At 61.1% G+C, this 23,455-nt stretch carries 19 protein-coding genes; 8 read left to right on the top strand and 11 right to left on the bottom strand.

Features of this window, described 5'->3' with window-relative positions:
• Nucleotides 1-9 precede the first annotated feature (9 nt).
• The 6 genes from pqqC (at nt 10) to CKW15_RS00445 (ending at nt 5,909) form a co-directional block, all read left to right on the top strand.
• Nucleotides 10-762, top strand: a complete 753-nt coding sequence (gene pqqC / locus CKW15_RS00470) for a pyrroloquinoline-quinone synthase PqqC (RefSeq protein ID WP_095151251.1) — start codon at nt 10-12, stop codon at nt 760-762.
• Entirely contained in the window at nt 759-1,031 is a 273-nt protein-coding gene (gene pqqD / locus CKW15_RS00465; RefSeq protein ID WP_095057818.1) for a pyrroloquinoline quinone biosynthesis peptide chaperone PqqD, read from the top strand. Before pqqC ends, pqqD begins: the two co-directional genes overlap by 4 nt.
• On the top strand, nt 1,009-2,151 hold the full coding sequence (gene pqqE / locus CKW15_RS00460; protein WP_095151250.1) for a pyrroloquinoline quinone biosynthesis protein PqqE: 1,143 nt from the start codon (nt 1,009-1,011) through the stop codon (nt 2,149-2,151). Before pqqD ends, pqqE begins: the two co-directional genes overlap by 23 nt.
• A 208-nt stretch (nt 2,152-2,359) precedes the next feature.
• Nucleotides 2,360-3,523 carry an alcohol dehydrogenase-like regulatory protein ErcA gene (gene ercA / locus CKW15_RS00455; RefSeq protein ID WP_095057820.1) on the top strand — a complete coding sequence of 388 codons (1,164 nt, stop codon included), beginning with the start codon at nt 2,360-2,362 and terminating at the stop codon, nt 3,521-3,523.
• Nucleotides 3,507-5,234 carry a NahK/ErcS family hybrid sensor histidine kinase/response regulator gene (locus CKW15_RS00450; protein WP_095057821.1) on the top strand — a complete coding sequence of 576 codons (1,728 nt, stop codon included), beginning with the start codon at nt 3,507-3,509 and terminating at the stop codon, nt 5,232-5,234. Before ercA ends, CKW15_RS00450 begins: the two co-directional genes overlap by 17 nt.
• 54 nt (nt 5,235-5,288) lie before the next feature.
• Nucleotides 5,289-5,909, top strand: coding sequence for a TetR/AcrR family transcriptional regulator (locus tag CKW15_RS00445; protein WP_095057822.1), 621 nt, complete (start codon nt 5,289-5,291; stop codon nt 5,907-5,909).
• A 114-nt stretch (nt 5,910-6,023) separates the two neighbouring features.
• On the opposite strand, the gene preA is transcribed toward CKW15_RS00445, so the two are convergent.
• The 3 genes from preA to hydA all read right to left on the bottom strand — a co-directional run bounded on the left by preA (nt 6,024) and on the right by hydA (nt 10,260).
• A complete protein-coding gene (gene preA / locus CKW15_RS00440; protein ID WP_095151249.1) occupies nt 6,024-7,298 on the bottom strand; it encodes an NAD-dependent dihydropyrimidine dehydrogenase subunit PreA in 1,275 nt (424 codons plus the stop codon).
• A complete protein-coding gene (locus CKW15_RS00435; protein WP_095151455.1) occupies nt 7,299-8,666 on the bottom strand; it encodes an NAD(P)-dependent oxidoreductase in 1,368 nt (455 codons plus the stop codon).
• Between the two features lie 154 nt (nt 8,667-8,820).
• Complete coding sequence (gene hydA, locus CKW15_RS00430) at nt 8,821-10,260, bottom strand: dihydropyrimidinase (protein WP_095151248.1); 1,440 nt, start codon at nt 10,258-10,260, stop codon at nt 8,821-8,823.
• Between the two features lie 602 nt (nt 10,261-10,862).
• On the opposite strand from hydA, the gene CKW15_RS00425 reads away from it, so the two are divergent.
• A complete protein-coding gene (locus tag CKW15_RS00425; RefSeq protein ID WP_095057825.1) occupies nt 10,863-12,347 on the top strand; it encodes an NCS1 family nucleobase:cation symporter-1 in 1,485 nt (494 codons plus the stop codon).
• Nucleotides 12,348-12,488: 141 nt separating this feature from the next.
• The gene (locus CKW15_RS00420; protein WP_095151247.1) at nt 12,489-13,772 is read left to right on the top strand and encodes a Zn-dependent hydrolase; all 1,284 of its coding nucleotides are present in this window, start codon (nt 12,489-12,491) and stop codon (nt 13,770-13,772) included.
• A gap of 80 nt (nt 13,773-13,852) precedes the next feature.
• On the opposite strand, the gene CKW15_RS00415 is transcribed toward CKW15_RS00420, so the two are convergent.
• From CKW15_RS00415 to CKW15_RS00380, 8 genes are all read right to left on the bottom strand, one after another.
• Nucleotides 13,853-15,004 carry an XdhC family protein gene (locus tag CKW15_RS00415; RefSeq protein WP_095151246.1) on the bottom strand — a complete coding sequence of 384 codons (1,152 nt, stop codon included), beginning with the start codon at nt 15,002-15,004 and terminating at the stop codon, nt 13,853-13,855.
• Between the two features lie 140 nt (nt 15,005-15,144).
• On the bottom strand, nt 15,145-16,533 hold the full coding sequence (locus CKW15_RS00410) for an amidohydrolase family protein (protein ID WP_095151245.1): 1,389 nt from the start codon (nt 16,531-16,533) through the stop codon (nt 15,145-15,147).
• 12 nt (nt 16,534-16,545) lie between these two features.
• Nucleotides 16,546-17,913 (bottom strand): nucleobase:cation symporter-2 family protein, encoded by a 1,368-nt coding sequence (locus tag CKW15_RS00405; protein WP_095151244.1) that lies wholly within the window; start codon nt 17,911-17,913, stop codon nt 16,546-16,548.
• Nucleotides 17,914-18,154: 241 nt separating this feature from the next.
• Nucleotides 18,155-19,201 carry a GTP-binding protein gene (locus tag CKW15_RS00400; RefSeq protein ID WP_095057830.1) on the bottom strand — a complete coding sequence of 349 codons (1,047 nt, stop codon included), beginning with the start codon at nt 19,199-19,201 and terminating at the stop codon, nt 18,155-18,157.
• A gap of 67 nt (nt 19,202-19,268) precedes the next feature.
• On the bottom strand, nt 19,269-19,922 hold the full coding sequence (locus CKW15_RS00395) for a UbiX family flavin prenyltransferase (protein ID WP_256583013.1): 654 nt from the start codon (nt 19,920-19,922) through the stop codon (nt 19,269-19,271).
• Entirely contained in the window at nt 19,919-21,304 is a 1,386-nt protein-coding gene (locus CKW15_RS00390; RefSeq protein WP_095151243.1) for a UbiD family decarboxylase, read from the bottom strand. Before CKW15_RS00390 ends, CKW15_RS00395 begins: the two co-directional genes overlap by 4 nt.
• 74 nt (nt 21,305-21,378) lie before the next feature.
• On the bottom strand, nt 21,379-22,284 hold the full coding sequence (locus CKW15_RS00385; protein WP_053158646.1) for an amidohydrolase family protein: 906 nt from the start codon (nt 22,282-22,284) through the stop codon (nt 21,379-21,381).
• A gap of 4 nt (nt 22,285-22,288) precedes the next feature.
• Nucleotides 22,289-23,218 (bottom strand): amidohydrolase family protein, encoded by a 930-nt coding sequence (locus CKW15_RS00380; protein WP_095151242.1) that lies wholly within the window; start codon nt 23,216-23,218, stop codon nt 22,289-22,291.
• Between the last annotated feature and the right edge of the window lie 237 nt (nt 23,219-23,455).

Raw genomic sequence — 23,455 nt, 5'->3', positions numbered from 1 at the left:
AGACCCGCAATGACCGACACCCCCATGACCCCAAGCAAATTCGAGCAGGCCCTGCGCGCCAAGGGCGCCTACTACCACATCCACCACCCATTCCACCAAGCCATGTACGCCGGCCGCGCCAGCCGCGAGCAGATCCAGGGCTGGGTCGCCAACCGCTTTTACTATCAGGTCAACATCCCCCTGAAAGACGCCGCGATTCTCGCCAACTGCCCGGACCGCGACGTGCGCCGGGAATGGCTGCAACGGATTCTCGACCACGATGGCGTCCCCGGCAGCGAGGGCGGCATCGAAGCCTGGCTGCGCCTGGGTGAAGCGGTGGGGCTGGATCGCGAGCAGATTCTGTCTCAGGAACTGGTGCTGCCCGGCGTTCGGTTCGCCGTGGACGCCTACGTCAATTTCGCCCGTCGCGCCTGTTGGCAGGAAGCGACAAGCAGCTCGCTGACCGAGTTGTTCGCGCCGCAGATCCATCAATCGCGACTCGACGCCTGGCCGACTCACTACCCGTGGATCGACGTCGCCGGCTACGACTATTTCCGCACCCGCCTGAGCCAGGCACGGCGCGATGTCGAGCATGGTTTGCGCATTACGCTGGCGCACTACGTGACCGCCGAGGGGCAACAACGCATGCTGGAAATCCTGCAATTCAAACTCGACGTACTGTGGAGCATGCTCGATGCCATGAGCATGGCCTACGAACTCGAACGCCCGCCGTATCACACGGTCACCAGCGACAACGTCTGGCATCGGGGGATCGCCCTGTGAGCCTGATCAATCGCCAGCAGTCACCGGCCTTGCGTCGCGGTTTTCGCCTGCAATGGGAGCCACGTCAGGACTGTCATGTGCTGCTGTACCCCGAAGGCATGATCAAACTCAACGCCAGTGCCGGGCAGATTCTTGGCCTGATCAACGGCCAGCGCAGCGTTGCAAGCATCATTGAACAATTGACCACGGTGTTTCCCGGCGTGCCGGGGATCGACGAAGACGTCCTGGCATTCCTGGAGGTGGCGCATGCGCAGTTCTGGATCGAGTGAGACGCAGCCCGGCCCGCCGTTGTGGCTGCTTGCCGAACTGACGTATCGCTGCCCGTTGCAATGCCCGTATTGCTCCAACCCACTGGATTTCGCCCGGCACGGCGAGGAGCTGAGTACGCAAGAATGGATTCGCGTTTTCCGAGAAGCCCGAGAGATGGGGGCCGCGCAATTGGGCTTTTCCGGTGGCGAACCGCTGGTGCGTCAGGACCTGGCCGAACTGATCAAAGCCGCACGGGACATGGGTTACTACACCAATCTGATCACCTCCGGTATCGGCCTGACCGAGCAGAAAGTGCGCGACTTCAAGGTGGCCGGGCTGGACCATATCCAGATCAGTTTCCAGGCTGCCGACGAGGAGGTGAACAACATGCTCGCCGGTTCGCGCAAAGCCTTTGCCCAGAAGCTCGCCATGGCCCGTGCGGTGAAAGCCCAGGGCTATCCGATGGTGCTGAACTTTGTCACCCATCGGCACAACATCGACCGGATCGCGCAGATCATCGACTTGTGCCTGGAACTGGAAGCGGATTTCGTCGAGTTGGCCACGTGCCAATTCTATGGCTGGGCGGAACTGAATCGCGTCGGCCTGTTGCCCACCCGCGAGCAATTGCAGCGTGCCGAGCGCATTACCAATGAATACCGCGAACGCCTTGAAGCCCAGGGCCATCCGTGCAAGTTGATCTTCGTCACCCCGGACTACTACGAAGAACGTCCCAAAACCTGCATGAACGGCTGGGCCAACCTGTTTCTCGACATCACCCCCGACGGCACGGCCTTGCCTTGCCACAGTGCGCGGCAGTTGCCGGTAGCGTTTCCCAACGTGCGCGATCACGGTATCGAGTACATCTGGAACGAGTCCTTCGGTTTCAATCGATTTCGCGGCGATGACTGGATGAAGGAACCGTGCCGCTCCTGCGATGAAAAGCACAAGGACCTGGGCGGGTGCCGCTGCCAGGCCTTCATGCTGACCGGCGATGCCAGCAATGCCGACCCGGTGTGCAGCAAGTCGCCGCACCACGGGGTGATCCTCAAGGCCCGTGAAGAAGCCGAGGAACCGGGGCAGGGGATCGAACACCTGACGCTGCGCAATGCGAAAGCTTCGCAGCTGATCTATCGCGGCTAGCCCAACGACAAAAATCCCCTGTAGGAGCGAGCCTGCTCGCGATGGTGGAGTGTCAGTCAACATAGAGCTGAATGTTAAACCGCTATCGCGAGCAAGCTTGGTCCTACAGTGATCTGTGGCTGGGCCAATGACCTTGGTCTGATTGCATTCACAGCTGGATGGTTTAGTGTGGTTTCTACCTTCCAAAACAATAAAAACAGGCTTTCCAATGAGCCAGAGTCTCAACCAGCTGCGTAAATTCGTGTCCCCAGAAATCATCTTCGGCGCCGGTAGCCGGCACAGTGTCGGCAATTACGCCAAGACCTTTGGCGCACGCAAGGTCCTGGTGGTCAGTGACCCCGGTGTGGTTGCCGCCGGTTGGGTCGCCGATGTCGAGGCCAGCCTGCAAGCGCTGGGCATCGAGTACTGCCTGTATACCGACGTTTCACCGAACCCACGGGTGGAGGAAGTGATGCGCGGTGCCGAGTTGTACCGGGAAAACCACTGCGACGTGATCGTCGCCGTCGGTGGCGGCAGCCCGATGGATTGTGGCAAAGGCATCGGTATCGTTGTTGCCCATGGCCGCAGCATCCTTGAGTTTGAAGGCGTGGACACCATCCGCGTGCCCAGCCCGCCGCTGATCCTGATTCCGACCACCGCCGGCACCTCGGCCGATGTCTCGCAATTCGTGATCATTTCCAACCAACAGGAGCGCATGAAGTTCTCCATTGTCAGCAAGGCCGTGGTGCCGGACGTTTCGCTGATCGACCCGGAAACCACCTTGAGCATGGACCCGTTCCTGTCGGCCTGTACCGGCATCGACGCCTTGGTGCATGCCATCGAAGCCTTTGTTTCCACCGGTAGCGGACCGCTGACCGATCCCCATGCGCTTGAAGCCATGCGTCTGATCAACGGCAACCTGGTGCAAATGATCGCCAACCCGACGGACATTGCGTTGCGCGAAAAAATCATGCTCGGCAGCATGCAGGCCGGGTTGGCGTTCTCCAACGCGATCCTTGGCGCAGTGCATGCCATGTCCCATAGTCTGGGCGGCTTTCTCGATCTGCCTCATGGTTTGTGCAACGCGGTATTGGTGGAACATGTGGTGGCGTTCAACTACAACTCGGCGCCGGATCGCTTCAAGGTGATCGCCGAGACGCTGGGCATCGATTGCCGAGGCCTGAACCACCGGCAGATTTGCGGGCGCCTGGTTGAACACCTGATCGCGTTGAAACACGCTATCGGTTTCCACGAAACCCTTGGTTTGCATGGGGTCAGGACCTCGGACATTCCGTTCCTGTCGCAACATGCGATGCACGATCCGTGCATCCTGACCAACCCGCGTGAGTCCAGTCAGCGTGACGTCGAGGTCGTGTATGGCGAAGCCCTCTGACGAACAGCAAAGGGCGCTGACCGGCCTGCTGGGACTCGGCAATCATTCGGCCCGCAAGAGCCATTACCCGGAGCTGGCTGCGCGCCTGGATGAACTGGAGGCCGAGCGCAATCGCTACAAATGGCTGTTTGAAAACGCGGTGAACGGCATCTTCCAGGCCAGCCTGCGCGATGGCATGCGCGCCGCCAATCCGGCGCTGGCCCATATGCTCGGCTACAGGGATCCGCAGGAGGTACTTTTTTCCCTGACGGACCTGGCCGCCAACCTGTTTATCGACGGCACGCCGGAGCTGGAACACATCGGCGAAATCCTCACCCGCGAACGCAGCCTGAACAGCTATGAAACCCGTTTGCGCCGCAAGGATGGCAGCCACATCGATGTGCTGATGAACCTGCTGCTCAAGCCGGGGCATGAAGAGCTGGTCGAGGGATTTGTCGCCGACATCACCGAGCGCAAACAGGCTCAGCGACACTTGCAGCAGCTCAACGATGAACTAGAGCAGCGCGTCGCAGCACGTACCGATGAATTACTCGAGGCCAATCGTAATCTTCAGCAGCAGATCGTCCAGCGTAAATTGATCGCCAGGGCCTTGCGCCATGCCCGCGACGCAGCGCAGGCGGCTAATCACAGCAAGGATAAATACCTCGCCGCCGCCAGTCACGACTTGCTGCAACCGTTGAACGCCGCACGTTTACTGATCTCTACTTTGCGCGAGCGCCAATTGCCGGCATCCGAACAAGTGCTGGTGGAACGCACTCACCAGGCGCTGGAAGGGGCTGAGGATCTGCTGACGGATCTGCTCGATATTTCCCGGCTCGATCAGGCCGCGGTCAAGCCGGACGTTGCGCCGTATCGCCTCGACGAGTTGTTCGGGCCGCTGGTGTCGGAGTTCCAGTCCGTCGCCCAGGCGGAAGGCTTGAACCTGCGCGTGCACGCGGTCGATTACGCGATCAATACCGACTTGCGCCTGATGACGCGGATCCTGCGAAATTTCCTCAGCAATGCCTGTCGCTATACCGAAGAAGGCAGCATTCTGCTGGGGGCCAGGCGTCGCGGCGAGATGTTGCGCATCGAGGTGTGGGACACCGGGCGCGGGATCGCGGCAGATCGGCTCGACTCGATCTTCCTGGAGTTCAATCAACTGGACGTCGGACGCGCCGCCGACCGCAAAGGTGTCGGCCTGGGGCTGGCGATAGTCGAGCGCATCGCCAAGATTCTCGGTTATGCCATCGGTGTGAAATCGTCGCCGGGACGCGGTTCGATGTTCAGCATCGACGTACCGATTTCCGCCGAGGTTCCATTGCCCGTCAGCCAGGCGGTGCCGCAGCCAGGGGCGGGCGACCCGTTGCCAGGGCGCCGCCTGCTGGTGCTGGACAATGAAGTGAGCATCCTCGACAGCATGAGCGCGCTGCTCGGCCAGTGGGGTTGCGAGGTGGTGACGGCCACCGATGAAGCGTCGGCGCTGGCAGCGTTGGGCGGGCAGGCCCCGGAATTGATTCTGGCGGACTATCACCTCGACCACGGCGTGGTTGGCTGTGAGGTGGTCCGGCATTTGCGCGAGCACTTCGAGCTGAACATTCCCGCGGTGATCATCACCGCCGACCGCACCGACCAATGTCGGCGCTCCCTGGAACGACTCGCTGCACCGCTGCTGAACAAACCGGTGAAGCCGGGCAAGTTGCGCGCGGTGTTGAGTCAGTTACTGGGTTAACGCGTTTGGATCGCGGATGCTAGTCTTGTTTAACGCTGTTGTCAGGGAGCCCTCATGGGCAATCACAAGATCGAGATTCGTCGCAGTAACGTCGAGAAAATCCTGTTGGGGGCGGAAAAAGTCTTCGCTGAAAAAGGCTTCGGCAGCACTGCCATGGCTGACATCGCCGCCGAAGTGCAACTGCCGCGTTCCAACCTGCATTACTACTTCAGCACCAAGACCGAGCTGTACAGCGCCGTATTGTTCGACTTGCTGGAAGTGTGGAAGCAGGACGCGATGTGCTTCGAGATGTTCGACGATCCGCGTGTGGTGCTCAGCAGCTATATCCGCGCCAAGATGAACCATTCGCGCAGCCGGCCCTATGGTTCGAAAGTCTGGGCCAACGAAATCATCCACGGTGCGCCGACCTTGGGCACGGCGCTGGACGCCAGCCTGTACGACTGGGCCAAGATGAAAGAAGCGAAAATCCGCCAGTGGGTCGACGACAAGCGCATCTTGCCGGTAGAGCCTTCAAGCCTGCTCTACATGATCTGGGCCTCGACCCAGCACTATGCCGACTTCGATCACCAAGTGAATATCCTCAATGACCACCAGCCGCTGTCGGACAGGCAGTTCGAGAAGGCCGTGCAGACGGTGACCAGTGTGATTTTGCGCGGGATTGGGTTGGAACCTTGAGTTTTGTGGTGGCTGTTCGGGGCCCATCGCTGGCAAGCCAGCTCCTACAGGATTATCGCTATCCTTGTAGGAGCTGGCTTGCCAGCGATGGCGTCAGTTCAGACACCGCCGTAGTCAGACGACAACGTGATACGGGTTCCTCGGATCATGGTTCCAGTCCAGAAACGGCTTGCCATTCTCCATCGGCACCATCTCGATACAGTCCTGCACCGGGCAGGTGATCTGGCACAGATTGCAGCCCACGCATTCCTCTTCGATTACTTCATAGCGGTGGGTTCCATCAGGCATTTTCAGGCTGGTCACGGCCTGGTGCGAAGTGTCCTCACAGGCGATATGGCAACGACCACAACCGATGCACGCCTCCTGATCGATTTTTGCGATCACCTGATAGTTGATGTCCAGGTACTTCCAGTCCGTGGTATTGCCCACCGCACGCCCGGAGAACTCTGAAACGCTGGCGTAGCCCTGACTGTCCATCCACCGCGACAACCCGTCTTTCATCTCCTCGACAATCCGGAAGCCATGCAGCATCGCCGCCGTGCACACCTGCACCGAGCCGCTGCCGAGCGCGATGAATTCCGCGGCATCGCGCCAGTTGCTGATGCCGCCAATCCCGCTGATTGGCAGGCCTTGTGTCTGCGGGTCACGGGCGATTTCAGCGACCATGTTCAAGGCAATCGGTTTCACCGCTGACCCGCAATAACCGCCGTGGGTGCTTTGGCTGCCGACCATGGGGTTGGCGACCATGCGTTCCAGGTTGACGCTGGTGATCGAGTTGATCGTGTTGATCAACGACACCGCATCGGCGCCACCGCGATGGGCCGCCCGGGCGGCGACGCGGATGTCGGTGATGTTCGGTGTGAGCTTGACGATCACCGGTAGCGAGCAATACGTCTTGCACCAGCGGGTGACCTGTTCGACATACTCCGGCACTTGGCCGACTGCCGCGCCCATGCCCCGTTCCGGCATGCCGTGCGGGCAACCGAAGTTCAGTTCGATGCCGTCAGCGCCGGTGGCCTCCACCAGCGGCAGGATTTGCTTCCAGGATTCTTCGACGCACGGCACCATCAAGGACACGATCAGCGCACGGTCCGGCCAGTCCTTTTTCACCTGGGTGATTTCCCGCAGGTTGATCTCCAGCGAGCGGTCGGTGATCAGCTCGATATTGTTGAAACCGAGCACCTCTCGGTTAGGGCCGAAATGCGCTGAGTAGCGCGACGACACGTTCACCGCAGCCGGGTCTTCACCGAGGGTCTTCCAGACCACGCCGCCCCAGCCGGCCTCGAAGGCGCGGACCACGTTGTAGGCCTTGTCGGTCGGTGGCGCGGAGGCCAGCCAGAACGGATTCGGGGATTTGATGCCAGCGAAGACAATCGACAGATCGGCCATTTACGCAGCCTCCACGTTGAGCATCAGTTGAGCATTGATCGCCTCGGCGGCGCGTTTGCCATGCTGCACCGCTTGCACGGTCAGGTCTTGATCGAGGCTGGTGCAGTCCCCGCCGGCATACACGCCGGGAATGCTGGTGCGCAGATTTTCGTCCACTTCAATGCGTTCGCCCTGGCGCTTGAGTTCACGGGCCAACGGATCGGTGAGGGCGCTGCTGTCAAAGGCCTGGCCGATGGCTTTGAAGATCGCATCGGCGGCCAGTTCGAAGGTTTCGCCGGTGGTTTGCAGACGACCGTCGACCATTTGCGTACGAGCGAAGCGCATGCCGCGCACCTGTCCGTTGGCGTCGAGCAGGACTTCTTCGGGTTGGGCCCAGGTCAACAGGCGTACCTGATTGGCCTTGGCGATGTCCTGTTCGTGGTGAGTGGCGCTCATGTCCTCGACGCCACGGCGGTACACCAGGTTGACGTCGTGCGCACCGAGGCGGGCCATTTGCACGGCCATGTCGATGGCGGTGTTGCCCGCGCCGAGGACGATGCAGTGATCGGCCAGTGGCAGTTGCGTCAGGTCATCGGCCTGGCGCAGTTCGCGGATGTAATCGGTGGCGGCGAGCAAGCCGGGGGCGTCTTCGTGGTCCAGTCCCAGTTGCTTGCTGGCGTTGAGCCCGAGGCCGAGGAACACCGCGTCGAATTGCTGATGCAGCTCGCTGAGGGTCAGGTTCTCTCCAAGTTTCTGCCCATGACGGATTTCGATGCCGCCAATCTCCAGCAGGAAGTCGAGCTCCTTCTGCGCGTAATCGTCCACCAGTTTGTATTTGGCGATCCCGTATTCGTTGAGGCCACCGGCCTTTTCCCGTGCTTCGAAAATCACCACGTCATGCCCGTGCATGGCGCTGCGGTGGGCGCAGGACAAACCGGCAGGACCGGCGCCGACCACGGCGACGCGCTTACCCGTGGCCGCCGCACGCGCAAACGGGTGTTCGCTGAAGTGTGCGTTGTCCACGGCATAGCGCTGTAACAGACCGATCAACACCGGCGCGCACTCGTGGGCGTTGTTACGCACGCAGGCCTGCTGGCAAAGGATTTCCGTCGGACAGACCCGGGCGCAACTGCCGCCGAGAATATTGGCCGAGAGGATTGTCTGCGCCGCGCCCTGTACGTTGTCCTGATGAATGTTGCGGATGAACGAGGGAATATCGATCTCGCTCGGGCAGGCGTTTACGCAGGGTGCGTCGTAGCAGTACAGGCAACGCGAGGCCTCAAGGTGCGCCTGGCGATCATTGAGCGGTGGCGCCAGGTCAGTGAAATGGCCGGCGAGGGCGGCCGCAGTCTCGTAAGGATGCGGGAGGTGGGTCAGGGACTTGATCACGGTATTGGCCTCACGGTTATTTGAGGTGCTGCCTCTGATGGGCATTGGTTTTTCGTTGCCTGCGAGGACGCCTTCGCTGGCAAGCCAGCTCCTACAGTTTGAAATGCGATCCCTTGTAGGAGCTGGCTTGCCAGCGATAGGCCGAAGGCCGATCTCAGCGTTTCACGGCAACCGGCTGATTCAGCGCGGCCCGCTTGCTCAGCAAATCAAACACCGCCGGATACGCGGGCCGTTCGATATACCGCCCGGCACCGCGCTCGGCCCGCAGATCGCCATCGGCCCAGACAACCTTGCCCTGGCTGATGGTATGGCTCGGAACACCGCGCACGGTCTTGCCTTCGAAGATGTTGAAGTCGACCTGCTGGTGGTGAGTCTTGGCGGAAATGGTTCGCGTGCCCTGCGGGTCCCACAGCACCAGATCGGCGTCGGCACCGACACGGATCGCACCTTTGCGCGGGTAAAGGTTGAAGATCTTCGCGGTATTGGTCGACGTCAGCGCCACGAATTGCTGCATGGAAAAACGCCCGGTGTTGACGCCTTCCTCCCACAGCACGGCCATGCGGTCCTCGATGCCGGCCGTGCCGTTGGGGATTTTGCTGAAATCGTCTTTGCCGGCCGCTTTCTGCTCGGCGCAGAAACAGCAGTGGTCGGTGGCGGTGGTGTGCAGGTTGCCAGCTTGCAGGCCATGCCAGAGTGCTTCCTGATGTCCGCGCGGACGGAACGGCGGGCTCATCACGTAACCGGCAGCGGTCTGCCAGTCCGGGTGCTGGTAGACGCTGTCGTCCAGCAGCAAGTGCCCGGCCAGCACTTCGCCGTAGACCGGTTGGCCCTTGGCGCGGGCATAGGTGATTTCGTCGAGGGCTTCCTTGGTCGAAACGTGCACCAGATAGAGCGGCGTGCCGAGGGTTTCGGCAATACGGATCGCCCGACTCGCCGCTTCACCTTCCACCTGCGACGGACGCGATAACGGATGGGCTTCAGGCCCGGTCATGCCCTGAGTCATCAGTTTGCGTTGCAGGTGATAAACCAGTTCGCCGTTTTCCGCGTGAACGGTCGGCACGGCACCCAGTTCCAGGCAGCGCTCGAAACTCGCCACCAGCGTGTCATCGGCCGCCATGATCGCGTTTTTGTAGGCCATGAAATGCTTGAAGCTGTTGACGCCATGTTGGCTGACCAGCTCGGCCATCTCTTCGCGCACCTGTTCGCTCCACCAGGTGATCGCCACATGAAAGCCATAGTCGGACGCCGATTTTTCAGCCCAGCCGCGCCACTGATGGAAGGCTTCCATCAAGGATTGCTGCGGATTGGGAATCACAAAATCGATGATCGACGTGGTGCCACCGGCCAGTCCCGCCGCCGTGCCACTGAAAAAGTCTTCGCTGGCCACGGTGCCCATGAAGGGCAGTTGCATGTGCGTGTGTGGATCGATGCCGCCGGGCATCAGGTATTGGCCGGTGCCGTCGAGTCGTTCGGCGTCCGCGGGAATATCGAGGTTTTCGCCGATGGCCTTGATCACGCCGTCTGCGCAATACACATCGGCGCGATAACTTTCATCATGGGTAATAACGGTAGCGCCACGAATCAACAGAGACATTCCGGATTCCTCGCAGGCAATGACCGACTGATATCGGTTCTAAATGTTCTATATGAAGCAAGTGCGAACAAGTAATTCCTGTCAACACTGTCAGGATTAAACGCTAGCTGCAGTTTATGGAATCGGCAAGAATATTTTTTATAAGCTTATGCAGTTATTAACTAATTGATAAATAAGCGTTAAAAGTTAAATTCACCAAAATGGTGAGGCCGTTCACCATTTTGACGCACTTGACAGGAACGAAATATGGTCAAGATTTCTTAAGTGAAATCAGCTGTTTGTACAGGGTCTATGATTGATGCGTGCGTTTGAAAAAAAGTATGACGCACCAGATTGAGCCTTGAATGTTTTGCCAACGGCTTGGCATTTGGCTTGAGTGACACTGGTTGAATATATAAAGCTGATAAACATCAGCACGTTAGAACGTTGTATTGGCACTGCCCGATGCGTAAGCGGGGCACCCGGCACGTTTATTGATGCCGCCGCTGACACCTTGGCCGGTCCATGAAAGTTGTCAGTTTCTCCGGCCATCGTCGGGTTTGCGCCATAAGCGCCAGCCCCCCTGATGAGCAACAATAATCAAAAAAAACAGTGGAGCGGCCATGCAACAGATCAGTTCGAAAGTGACCGAGCGCGACGGCTTGTTTGAGCTCGAAGCCGGCAGCGACGTCCTCGACAGTCCCCGTTACAACCACGACATTGCACCGACCAAGGTGCGCGAACGAACCTGGAACAAATGGCACATCACCGCGTTGTGGGTCGGCATGGCGATTTGCGTGCCGACCTACACCCTCGGCGGCGTGCTGACGGCGTACTTCGGGCTGAGCGTCGGTGAAGCGCTGCTGGCGATTCTGTTTGCCAACATCATCGTGTTGATACCGCTGACACTTAACGCGTTCCCCGGCACCAAGTACGGAATCCCGTTTCCGGTGTTGCTGCGTTCATCCTTCGGCGTCCTCGGCTCCAACATCCCGTGCCTGATCCGCGCTCTGGTGGCGTGCGGCTGGTTTGGCATTCAAACCATGTTCGGCGGGCTGGCGATTCACCTGTTTCTGGGCTCGGTGTTCGATGGCTGGAAATCTTTGGGCGGCACCGGTGAAGTCATTGGTTTCATGGTGTTCTGGGCGCTGAACCTGTGGGTGGTGATTCGCGGCGCCGAGTCGATCAAATGGCTGGAAACCCTGTCGGCGCCGCTGCTGGTCGCAGTGGGCGCAGGGCTTCTGGTGTGGGCCATGCCGAATGTGTCGATGACCGAACTGCTGGCGATCCCGGCCAAGCGTCCCGAAGGGGCGGGTGTGGCCAGCTACTTTGCGGCCGGGTTGACGGCGATGGTCGGCTTTTGGGCCACGTTGTCCTTGAACATTCCGGACTTCAGTCGCTACGCGAAAAGCCAGAAGGACCAGATCGTCGGGCAGATCATCGGCTTGCCGCTGACCATGTTCCTGTTTGCTTCCCTCGGTGTGGTGATGACTGCTGCGTCGGTCAAACTGGTCGGGGTGACGGTGTCTGATCCGGTGACCCTGATCGGTCATATCCAGAGCCCGTTCTGGGTCGCGATAGCCATGGCACTGATCATCATTGCCACGCTGTCGACCAACACCGCCGCCAACATCGTTTCGCCAACCAATGACTTCCAGAACATTGCGCCCAAGGCGATCAACCGCACGAAAGCGGTGATTCTTACCGGGCTGGTAGGGCTGGGCCTGATGGCCCACGAACTGCTGAAAAAGCTCGGCTTGATCGTGTCTGACGTTAGCCTTGAAACGGTCTACTCCAACTGGTTGCTCGGCTATTCCAGCCTGCTCGGGCCGATTGCCGGGATCATGGTGGTTGATTACTTCCTGATCAAAAAGCAGCAGCTTGACCTCGCGGGCCTGTACCGCGATGACGTGTACCCGGCGTGGAACTGGAGCGGCTTCATCGCGTTTGGTGTGCCGGTGGTGCTCACGTTGCTGTCGTTGGGCAGTGATGCGTTCAGCTGGTTCTACAGTTACGGCTGGTTTACCGGTTCGGCGTTGGGTGGGGTGATTTATTACGGGTTGAATGTGATGCGGCCCAGCCCGTCTGTTGCTAAATCTGCGGTGTGAGGGAGGGCCTCATCGCTGGCAAGCCAGCTCCTACAGGGGATCGCATTTCAATTGTAGGAGCTGGCTTGCCAGCGATGAGGCCTCCAGCACGCCGACAAACTGCCTGAAGAAATCCATAAGAACAGCCCGAGGAGATCATTCATGAACGCGGCCATAGACGTTCTGCAATCCACCCATCAGCACATCAACCGCGACCGGCTGTGGCAGTCGCTCATGGAGCTGGCCAAACTCGGCGCCACGGTCAAGGGCGGCGTCTGTCGCCTGGCCCTGACCGACCTGGATCGCCAGGCGCGGGACATTTTTGTCCAGTGGTGTGAAGAAGCAGGTTGCACCGTCAGCATCGACGCCGTGGGCAACATCTTCGCCCGCCGCCCCGGCCGCAATCCCGATCTGCCACCGGTGATGACCGGCAGCCACATCGACACCCAGCCCACCGGCGGCAAGTTCGACGGTTGCTTCGGTGTGCTGGCGGGCGTCGAAGTGCTGCGCACCCTCAATGACCTGAGCATCGAGACTGAAGCGCCGCTGGAAGTGGTGGTCTGGACCAATGAAGAGGGTTCGCGTTTTGCCCCGTGCATGATGGGCTCCGGCGTCTTTGCCGAAAAATTCACCCTGGAAGAAACCCTGGCCAAGGTCGACGCCGAGGGCGTGACGGTCGGCGAAGCACTCAACGCCATCGGTTACGCGGGACCGCGCAAGGTCAGCGGGCACAAGGTCGGCGCTTACTTTGAAGCGCATATCGAACAAGGCCCGATCCTTGAAGACGAGCGCAAAACCATCGGCGTCGTGATGGGCGCGCTCGGGCAAAAATGGTTTGACCTGAAACTGCGCGGCGTCGAAGCCCACGCCGGCCCGACCCCGATGCACTTGCGCAAGGATGCTCTGGTCGGCGCAGCGGTGATCGTTGGTGCGCTCAACCGCGCCGCCCTCAGCCATCAACCCCATGCCTGCGGCACCGTCGGTTGCCTGCAAGCGTATCCCGGTTCACGCAATGTCATCCCCGGTGAAGTGCGCATGACCCTGGATTTTCGCCATCTGGAGCCGGCACGGCTGGACTCGATGATCGCCGAAGTGCGTGACGTCATCGAAACCACCTGCGAAGAACACGGGCTTACTTTCGAACTGACGCCGACCGCCGACTTCCCGCCGTTGTACTTCGACAAAGGCTGCGTCGAAGCGGTGCGCGGTGCGGCCCAAGGCCTGGGTTTGTCGCACATGGACATCGTCAGCGGCGCCGGGCACGACGCGATCTTCCTCGCCGAACTCGGCCCGGCCGGGATGATTTTCGTACCGTGCGAGGGCGGCATCAGCCACAACGAAATCGAAAACGCCGCACCGGACGACCTGGCCGCCGGGTGCGCGGTGTTGTTGCGGGCGATGCTGGCGGCTTCGGCGGCGTTGACCAGCGCTCAAACACCCCTGTAGGCGCTGGCTTGCCAGCGAAAGCGGTGCATCAGGCGATACAAGTGTCGATTGTGCGACCGTCTTCGCTGGCAAGCCAGCTCCTACAAATCTGCCATGGCCGCAAGTTTTTCACTGACCAGTAAATCCGCCTGATGAATCGGTTTGACCCGATGCCTGAGCATCCCGCCCTGGCGTTGGTTCAACACCGCCGTCATCTCCGCGAGTATCGACAGCGCCACACTTTCCGGGGCATCGCCGCCGAGATCCAGACCCATCGGGTAATGCAAGGCTGACGAGCTGCGGCCGATGTCTGTCAGCAGGCGTTCGGTGCGCTCTTTGGGCCCGAGTTGGCCGAGGTAGGCGGGCGCGGCTTGCAGCAGTTGCCCGAGCCAGTGCCGGTCCTGGCGATAGCTGTGGGTCATCACGGCCACCGCCGCGCCGTCGATCACGGGGTTCAATTCGAACGGGTTTTCGAGGTTGGCAAAGATCACCGCGTCCGCCTGAGGGAAGCGTTCCGGTCGAGCAAAGTGGCTGCGACTGTCGATGACGCTGACATGCCAGTTCAGCAATTTCGCCATGCGCACCAGCGGCTGCGCGTCGTGACCGGCGCCGAAAATCACCAGGCGCGCTGGTGGAGCGACGTATTCGAAGAACACTTCGACTTCGCCGCGGGCGTCGGTGTAGAGGCGCAGCGATGATTTTTTCTGCAGCAGCGTCTTGTGCAGGTCGTTGCGGATGGCGCTGCTCAGTTGAGCGTTGCGCAGGGTTTCATCGGTGTCCGACCGCAACCGGTCACCGACCCGTGCCGAGGCATTGCGCGAAGTGGCAATAACGGTAGCCATGGCGGCCGGTTGTTGGTGTTCGCGGACTCGCCGCAGCAGGTCGATGGCCGGCGAGGGATTTTTCGCACGCAGGCGTTCAAGCAGCACGAACACTGTGCCGTTGCAGCCGAGGCCAAAGGTCAGGGCGCTTTGCTCGTCGTCTTCGTCTTCGTCTTCGGTCGCGCCGGTACTGTAGCGGCGCACCACGGGCTCGCCGGAATCAGTCAGCCACCAGGCTTTTTTCGCCAGGTCCTGTTCCAGGCAACCGCCGCTGACGGTGCCGACGGTACGGCCGTGCAGCGGAATGAGCATGCGCGCGCCAGGGCGGCGATAGGCCGAGCCTTCGACCTTGACCACGGTGGCGAGGATGGTTTCTTCGCCGGCTTGGGCGGCGCTGTCGATGGCTTGTAGGAGATCGTTGAGGCCGGACATGGCATTCACCTGAATATGACGCAATCCCCTGTAGGCGCTGGCTTGCCAGCGAAAGCGGTGTGTCAGGCGATATGCGCTGGGTCGACGGCCGTCTTCGCTGGCAAGCCAGCTCCTACAGGGGGATTTGTGTTGGTAGTGGGTCAGTCGTCTACATGCATCAACTGCCGCACGCCTTCCCACGCCTCGGCGCGCATCTGCTGCACGTCCAGCCCCGGGATCACGCCGTCATCGACCACCACGCGACCGCCGACCAGGCTGTAGCGCACGGCAATCGGTTCACCCGCCACCACCGGTGCCACAGCAATGTCGTGGAAACCGAAGAACCGCGGATGATCCAGGCCATAGATCACCAGATCCGCCGCTTGCCCGACTTCGAGGGTGCCGACCGCGCCCAGGCCCAACACCTGCGCACCACCCGCCGTGCCCCAGTGAATGACATCTTCGGCGGTGGTTGCCGAGGCGCCTTGCTCCGCCCGATGAATCAGCCATGCCGTGTTCACCTCGCCAACCATGCTCCCGGATTCGTTGGATGCCACGCCGTCGACGCCAAGGGAGATCGGCACACCGGCCTCGAACATCTGCGGGATCGGCGCGACACCGCTGCCCAGGCGCGCATTGCTCACCGGGCAGTGGGAAACACCGGTGCCAGTTTGCGCGAGCATGCGAATTTCACCTGGTTGCATGTGCACCGCATGGGCGAACCAGACGTCCGGGCCGAGCCATTCGTGTTCGGCGACGAACTCCACCGGCAGGCAGTTGTATTTCTCGCGGCAGAAATTCACGTAGTTCTGTGTTTCGGACAGGTGCGTGTGCAAGCGCAAGCCGAGGCCACGGGCGGTGTGCGCCAGTTCGCGCAACAGCGTCGGCGGCAGCGAAAAAGTCGGCGTGGTTGGCGCCACCACCACCCGCCGCATCGCATCCGGGGTGTCCTGGTGATACAGCGACTTCAACCGTTCGATATCGCCGACCATTTGGTTCAGGGTTTCCGGTTGTAGCGCGGTTTTCGAGAACCCCGGATGGGCGCTGGCCGATTCCAGTGCGCCGCCCCGACACAGCACGAAGCGCAGGCCAAATTCATCGGCCATGTCGAACAGCAGGTCGCCGGTCTCGGTGGTGCCGTTGGCGTGGTAGAGGTAATGGTGATCGGCGCAGGTCGTTACCCCCGACAGCAGCAGTTCGGCCATGCCCAGCCGGGCGGCGATCCGCGCCAGTTGCGGGGTGAAACGGTTGAGGCGCGGGTAGGGCACGCTGGCCAGCCAGCCTTGCAGGTCTTGATTCAGACCCTCGGGCACGGCTTTGAGCAGGTTCTGGAACAGGTGGTGGTGGGTGTTGATCCAGCCTGGATACACGACCGAATGGCGCGCATCGATCACCCGTTCACCCGGTTGCGCTTCAAGGTTCGCGGCCATTTCGGCGATGCGACCGTTGACGATTCGAATGTCCACGGCACCGGCCCGGGCACGCGGGCCGCGCAGGCCGGTCATCACCGCCACCGGGTTTTTGATCAGGATGTTTTGAAGTTGAGTCATGGGCGGCTCCAGTCAGAGGCTGTGGGTAGCGGATTTGCTGGCGGCGGCATCAGGCACGCTGACACCGTTGAGGGTGGCGTTGAGCAACACCGACACCAGGCAGGCGATCACCACGCTGCTGTGCAGGAACGGCTGCGACCACTCGGGTAATTGCTTGAACAAGGCCGGTGCCAACACCGGCACCAGCGCGGCGGCAATGGTGAAACCGACGATCAGCACGTTGTAGCGATTGCGTTCGTAGTCAACCTTGGCCAGGGTCTGAATCCCCGCCGCCGCAACCACGCCAAACATGGCGATCCCCGCACCGCCAAGGGCCGCAGTCGGCATCGACGCGATGATCGCGCCGGCTTTGGGCACCAGCGCCACCGCGCACATCAGCAGGCCGCTGACAGCCACCACCCAGCGACTGCGAACGCCGGTGAGGATCACCAGCCCGACGTTTTCCATGAAGGCAATGAACGGGAACGCGGCGAACATCCCGGCAATGGTGCTGGCCAGGCCATTGGCGCGCAGGCCGTTGATGACCTGTTTCTCCTCCACCGGTTTTTCGACGATGTCGCCGATGGCCACGAACAGCCCCATGGACTCGACCATCTGCACGATCATCACCACGACCATGGTGGCGATGGGGATCAGGCTGAAGGTCGGCAGACCGAAGTAGAACGGGTAAGGCACGGTCAGCCACGGCGATTCCTGCACGCTGTGAAAACTGCCCATGCCCATCGCGTAGGCCAGCCCCGCACCGACCAGCATGCCCACCAAAACCGCCATGTTGCGCAGCATCGGGCTGCCGTAACGGTTGACCAACAGGATGGTCAGCAACACCAACGCCGCGACCGCAAGGTACGCCGGTGCGCCGAAATCGGCGGCATGACGCCCGCCGCCGACCCATTCATAGGCAATCGGAAACAGCTGCAAGCCGATCACGGTGACGATGCAACCGGTGACCACCGGAGGAAAAAACCGGCGTAAACGCCCCACGAATGGCGCGATCAGCATGGTGAAAATACCCGCGCCGATCACCGCCCCGCAGACCCCGGCAAAACCGACCTCGGGGTTGCTGCCGATGGCAATCACCGGGCCCACGCTGCTGAATGCCACGCCCTGGAGAATCGGCAAACGAACACCGAATTTCCAGAATCCGACGGTTTGCAGCAGGGTGGCGATGCCGGAGCAGAACAGCGTGGTGCTGATCAGTACCACGGTATCGGCCTGGGACATTTTCAAGGCACTGGCGACAATCAACGGCACGGCGATGGCGCCGATGTACGAGACGGCCATGTGTTGCAGGCCGAGGGTGAGCATTTGTCGCACCGATAACACCTGGTCGACGGGATGGAGGACGGAAACGGGTTTGGAAGGGGTAGTGGCTGACGACATGGGGAAACACCTCTAGCTGTTGTTATTCGGTAAAGAGGGGTATTCGTTTTGATGCCGGAACATCGCGGCCCCTGTAGGAGCCGGCTTGCTGGCGATGGCGGCCGGCCAGTCGCCATTTTTGTTGGCTGACAGGCCGCTATCGCTGGCAAGCCAGCTCCTACAGGTTTTGTGTTGTCCTGAGTAATTGGCATCAGTCATTCATGTGCCCGGAACCGCCATCCACCGGCTCCGATGCCTTTGTTCAGCCTGCGAGGCAGGCGGCAAAGCCCTGGTTCAACGCCGCGCGATCCAGGTCGCGGCCGATGAACACAATCTTGCTGGAGCGAGGCTCATTGCCCCATGAAGTGGAAGCACGGAACTCCACCAGGCTATGCACCCCTTGCAGCACATAGCGCTGGTCCTGATCAGCCACCGCCAGCACACCTTTCATGCGGTACAGGTTGTCGGCCTGCTCGGTGCGCAGTTTGGTGATCCAGCGATGGAAGTCGCCGAGGTTGACCGCGCCGTCCACGGCGATGCCCACCGACGACACGCTCGGGTCGTGGTCATGGTCGAGATCGTCATGGTCGTGGTGATGCTCATCGGCGTGATGGTCGTGCTCAGCGCCGATTTCCATGAGCTTTTGCGTGGACTCGAAGGCGCCGATGCCAAGGATTTTCGACAAATCAATTTCGGCGTAGCTGGACGTCACCAGATCCGCTGTGGCGTTCAATCCGCGGATCTTGTCGCTCAGGGACGCGACTTCGGCAGCGCTGACCAAGTCGACCTTGTTGATCACGATGCGGTCGGCGCAGACGATCTGATCCACCGCCTGGTTGTCCACGCCATCAAGTTGCAGGTCTTCCAGGTGTTGGGCGATGTGCTTGGCGTCGACCATGGTGACGATGGCATCGAGTTCCACTTCATCGGCAATCGGGTCGTTGATGAAGAAGCTCTGGGCCACCGGATACGGGTCGGCCAGGCCGCTGGTTTCGATCAGGATGTGGTCGAGCCGCACGGGCCGCGCCACCAGTTCGCGGACGATGCGCACCAGGTCCTCGCGGACTTCGGCGGTGCAGCACACGCAGCCGTTGACCATCTCGTAGATTTCTTCGGTTTCGGAACTGAGCACCAGGTCGCCATCAATGCCGACTTCGCCGAATTCGTTCTCGATCACGGCGATCTTGCGCCCGTGGTTTTCCTTGAGGATGTAGTTGAGCAGGGTGGTTTTGCCGGCGCCGAGGAAGCCAGTGAGGATGGTCACCGGGATTTTGGTGTTCGGGGTTGGGGCGTTGAATGGAGTGTTCATGTGATGCTCCTTGATAACAATTGACCAATGCACAATGAATTTGGGTGAGGTGGCTTTTCTGTGGGAGCTAGCCTGCTAGCGATTGCGGTGTGTCATTCAACGGTGATGCCGACTGGTCCTCCGGCTTCGCTAGCAGGCTAGCTCCCACAGAGTTTTGGGGTTCTCTCCAGCGTTGCGCAGTCCCGGCATCGAGACCGAACAGGTCGAGGACACGGCCGAGGCTGTGGTCGACCATTTGCGCAAGGTCTTGTGGGCGGGCGTAAAAGGCCGGCACAGGCGGGGCGATGATCCCGCCCATCTCGGTGACAGCGGTCATGTTGCGCAGGTGGGCGAGGGTCAGCGGCGTTTCGCGGGCCATCAACACCAGCGTGCGGCGTTCTTTCAGCGTGACGTCGGCGGCGCGTCCGATCAGGCCCGAAGAGGTGCCGGTGGCGATTTCCGCCAGGGTGCGCATGGAGCACGGCGCGACCACCATGCCCAGACAGCGGAACGAACCGCTGGCGATCCCGGCGGCCACGTCGTCGGCACGGTGGTAATGGCTGGCCAGCGCGGTGACGTCGGCCAGTTTGTAGTCGGTTTCGTGGGCCATGGTCAGCAGCGCGGCGCGGCTGATGACCAGATGGGTTTCGATGTTCAACTCGGCGAGCAATTGCAGCAGGCGCACGCCGTAGATGAAGCCCGACGCACCGCTGATGCCGACCACCATGCGCTGACAGTTCATGGCAGATAGCTCCTGAGCAGATCGCGAGCGCGCTCAAGCACGTCCTGATTCAGCTGCGCCTTGATCCCGTCGAATCCCGAGCCGCGTGTGGCGTCCAGGCCCATGCGCGAGGTGGTGCCGTTGACCGATGACGACGGGTCCAATGGGCTGCCGGGCAGGCCGTCGATGACGAAGATGTCCTGATGCGGCTGGAAATGCGTGGCCAGGGCCCACAGCACTTGGCTGTCGTCGCTGATGTCGATGTCGCTGTCCACCGCGATCACGGTTTTCAGGTACGGGTCCCAACCGAGCAACGCGAGCATGATCTGCCGCGCCTCGCCGTCGCGGCTCTGGTCCAGCGCCACGTAGCAGTGAAAGTGCGTGCCGGAATTCGGGTAATGCACGGCGGTGACGGCGGGGAAGCGTGCCTTGAGCTTTTCGCTCATTTCCGCTTCCCGGGGCAGCCGCGCCAGGGTCAGGTGTTCGGCGTAACGCCCGCCGACCACGTCCACCAGCCAGGCGTCCTTGCGCCGCATCAGGGTGTCGACCCGCAGCACGTTGTTGGTCGAGCGATCCGAGGAATAACCGCTGAACTCGCCAAACGGACCTTCCTCGGCATAGGCCGCCGGATCGATCGCACCTTCCAGGACAAACTCTGCGTAGGCGGGCACACCGATACCGTAGCGCGGGGTTTTCACCAGCTCCAGCGGTGCGCCGAACAAGCCCCCGGCCACCGCACGCTCATCACTGCCGAACGGCAAACGCGCCGCCGCTGCGAGCATGAACAGCGGATGTGCGCCGACCACCATGGCCACGCGCAGTTCTTCGCCGCGTTCGCGAGCGGTTTGCAGCATGCGCCATAGGTGACCGCGTGAATGCAGGCTGGTGGCGAGTGTTTGCCGGGCATGGCGCATCGAGCGGTGATAGCTCATGTTGGCGATGCCGGTGACCGGGTCTTCGGCAATGATGATCGCGTTGGTGATGTACGGGCCGCGATCACTGTCGAAATGCTTGAGCATTGGCAGCAGCGCCAGGTCCACGGCTTCGCCTTCGAAGATTTCATCCAGCACCGGCCCGGTTTCTACATAGCGCGGGGCGATGGGGTGGTTGGCGCGTTGTTGGAACGTCTCGTGCAATTGCGCCGGGGCAACGCCGAACATCCGGGCGATGCGGGTTCGCGAGGCGAACAGGTTGGTGGCCACCGGCACGCCGAAGCTGCCGACCTTTTCGCAGATCAGCAGCGGATCGCGGCCCTGGGTGGCGAGGGCATCGACCAGGGCGGTAACGTCCTGATCGGCTGAAAGACTGTGTTGGACTGTGAGCACATCGTCCGGGTATTGCCGGCGATAGGCGTCGATGAAGTCGTGAAAATCCTGGGTATCGCCGAGCGTTGAGAGGGTCATGGTTTCACCTCGTGAGAAGCAGTGCTGTGCACCTGTAGGAGCCAGCAAGCCGGCTCCTACAGAGAGGTCGAGGGTCAGAGGTACGTCGTGGTCAGCCGAATGTCCGCCTCGATCAGGTCCTTGGGCGGTGGCGTCGGTTCGATGCCGCACAACCGGGCGATGTTGTTGCCCAGGTAATCCTCAAGGTGATCCTCATCGATGCCCAGCCCTTGCGGTGCCGGTGAGCACAACACCTCCAGTTCTCGCAGCCACATGCCCGGTTCGTTCGGCGGCGAGTCGGTGCCGAACACGATCTTGTTGCGCGGCAAATCCTTGGCGAACTCGACGATCCGCGACTGGAAGCACCAGCCGGATTCGCAGTACACGTTCGGCGTGTCCATGGCCATCCAGAACGCTTCGAACGAGTAGTTGCCACCGGTCTGGATTCCGAAGTGACCGATGATGAAATTGACCATCGGGAACTCGCGGATGATCGGGTAGAACATCGTCGGAATGGTGTATGGCCCGTCGCCGGTGTGGATCAGCACCACGATGTTGTACTTGGCGCAGACCTTCATCGCCGGGCGCAGCCAGTCCAGCGCCCGGTCCGGGCGATAGCCGTGCATGTTGGCGTGCAGCTTGAGCATCTTGAAACCGTATTCCTTGATGTGGAATTCCAGCTCCGCCGCACCGTTTTCCGGTCCCCAGCGCGGGTTGAAGTTGAAGTTGCCGATGAAGCGGTCCGGGTATTTCACGCAGAGTTCGGCGACGTAGGACATGTAGTCACGCACACCTTCGCGGCCCCGGCGGTTGCCGTCGCGATAACCGGTGTTGCCCGGTGGCGGCTGGATGAAGCCCATGTCGATGCGGCGCGGTTTGCCGTTGATCATGTACGGGCCGTCCATCAGCTTGAGCATGCGCTCGCCGGTGAAGGGTTCGCCGGTGTGGCGCCAGGCCTCGTCGACCAGGTTGGTAGGGTGCAGATGGGTGTCGATAATCATCGGTTCAGCTCCTGGCCAGTTGCGTGGTGACGGGGCGCTTTAGCTGCGCCTCTGCTTCGCAAACCGTGCGTGGTGGCGGGGTCGGTTCGAGGCCGATCATTCGTGCGGTGTTGTTGCCCAGGTACTCTTCGAGGGTGTCCTCGTCGAGGTTCAAACCCTGCGGCGGTTCGTGGCACAGCACTTCCAGCAGGCGCAGCCACATGCCCGGTTCGTTCGGCGGGGTGTCGGTGCCGAAGAGGATCTTGTGGGTCGGCAGGACCTTGGCGAACTCGACGATCCGCGATTGCAGGCACCAGCCCGATTCGCAGTAGACGTTGGGCAGTTCCATCGCCCATTGCATCGGTTCGAACACATAGACGCCACCGGTCTGCACGCCGAAGTGGGCCATGATGAAATCGACGTTGGGGAATTCCTTGATCATCGGCACCCATTCAGACGGGATGCTGTACGGCCCGTCGCCAGTGTGCAGCTTGACCGGGATGCCCAGCTCGGCACATTTTTCGAAGCACGGGCGCACCCAGTCCAGCGCGCGGTCGGGACGGTAGGCGTGCATGTTGGCTTGCATCTGCACCATCTTGAAACCGTGTTCCTTGACGTAGCGCTCAATCGCCTCGACGCCGTTTTCCACGCCGCAGCGCGGGTTGTAGACGAAGCAGCCGATGAAGCGGTCCGGGTAGGTCTGGACCATTTTCAGCGTGTAGGCCATGTAGGCGTCGATGGACTCGCGACCGGTCAGGTCGCCGTCGGTCCAGGTGTAAATGGTGTTGCCCTGCGGGGGCTGGATGAAGGCTTTGTAGATGCGGCGAGGCTTGCCGTTGACCATGTACGGGCCATCCATCATCTCCAGCAGACGCTCGCCGGTGAACGGGTCACCGTCATGCCTCCAGGCGAGGTCCACCAGATCGGTGGGATAGCAGCTGATATCGATGATCATTGAAGTCGATCTCCTGATAGCGGGGTAGGGAACCTTGCGGTTCACAGCAGCCACGTCCCGGGCAATCGGCCATTTCTATGCGCAAAAAATCACGCATTCCCTCGCCTGGTCGCATCCGGCTCGGGACGCTGGCTGCTTGGGGGGAAGTATTGGAAGGGGGTGTCGGGTTCGTACAATATTAATTGGGCGAGGGGTTGATATGTGTTCGATATGGCTGTGTGTTGGCTGGGCGGGCCT

The organism is Pseudomonas sp. Irchel s3b5, from assembly GCF_900187435.1.
GTDB lineage: Bacteria > Pseudomonadota > Gammaproteobacteria > Pseudomonadales > Pseudomonadaceae > Aquipseudomonas.
This window is presented reverse-complemented; position numbering and strand designations above follow the sequence as displayed.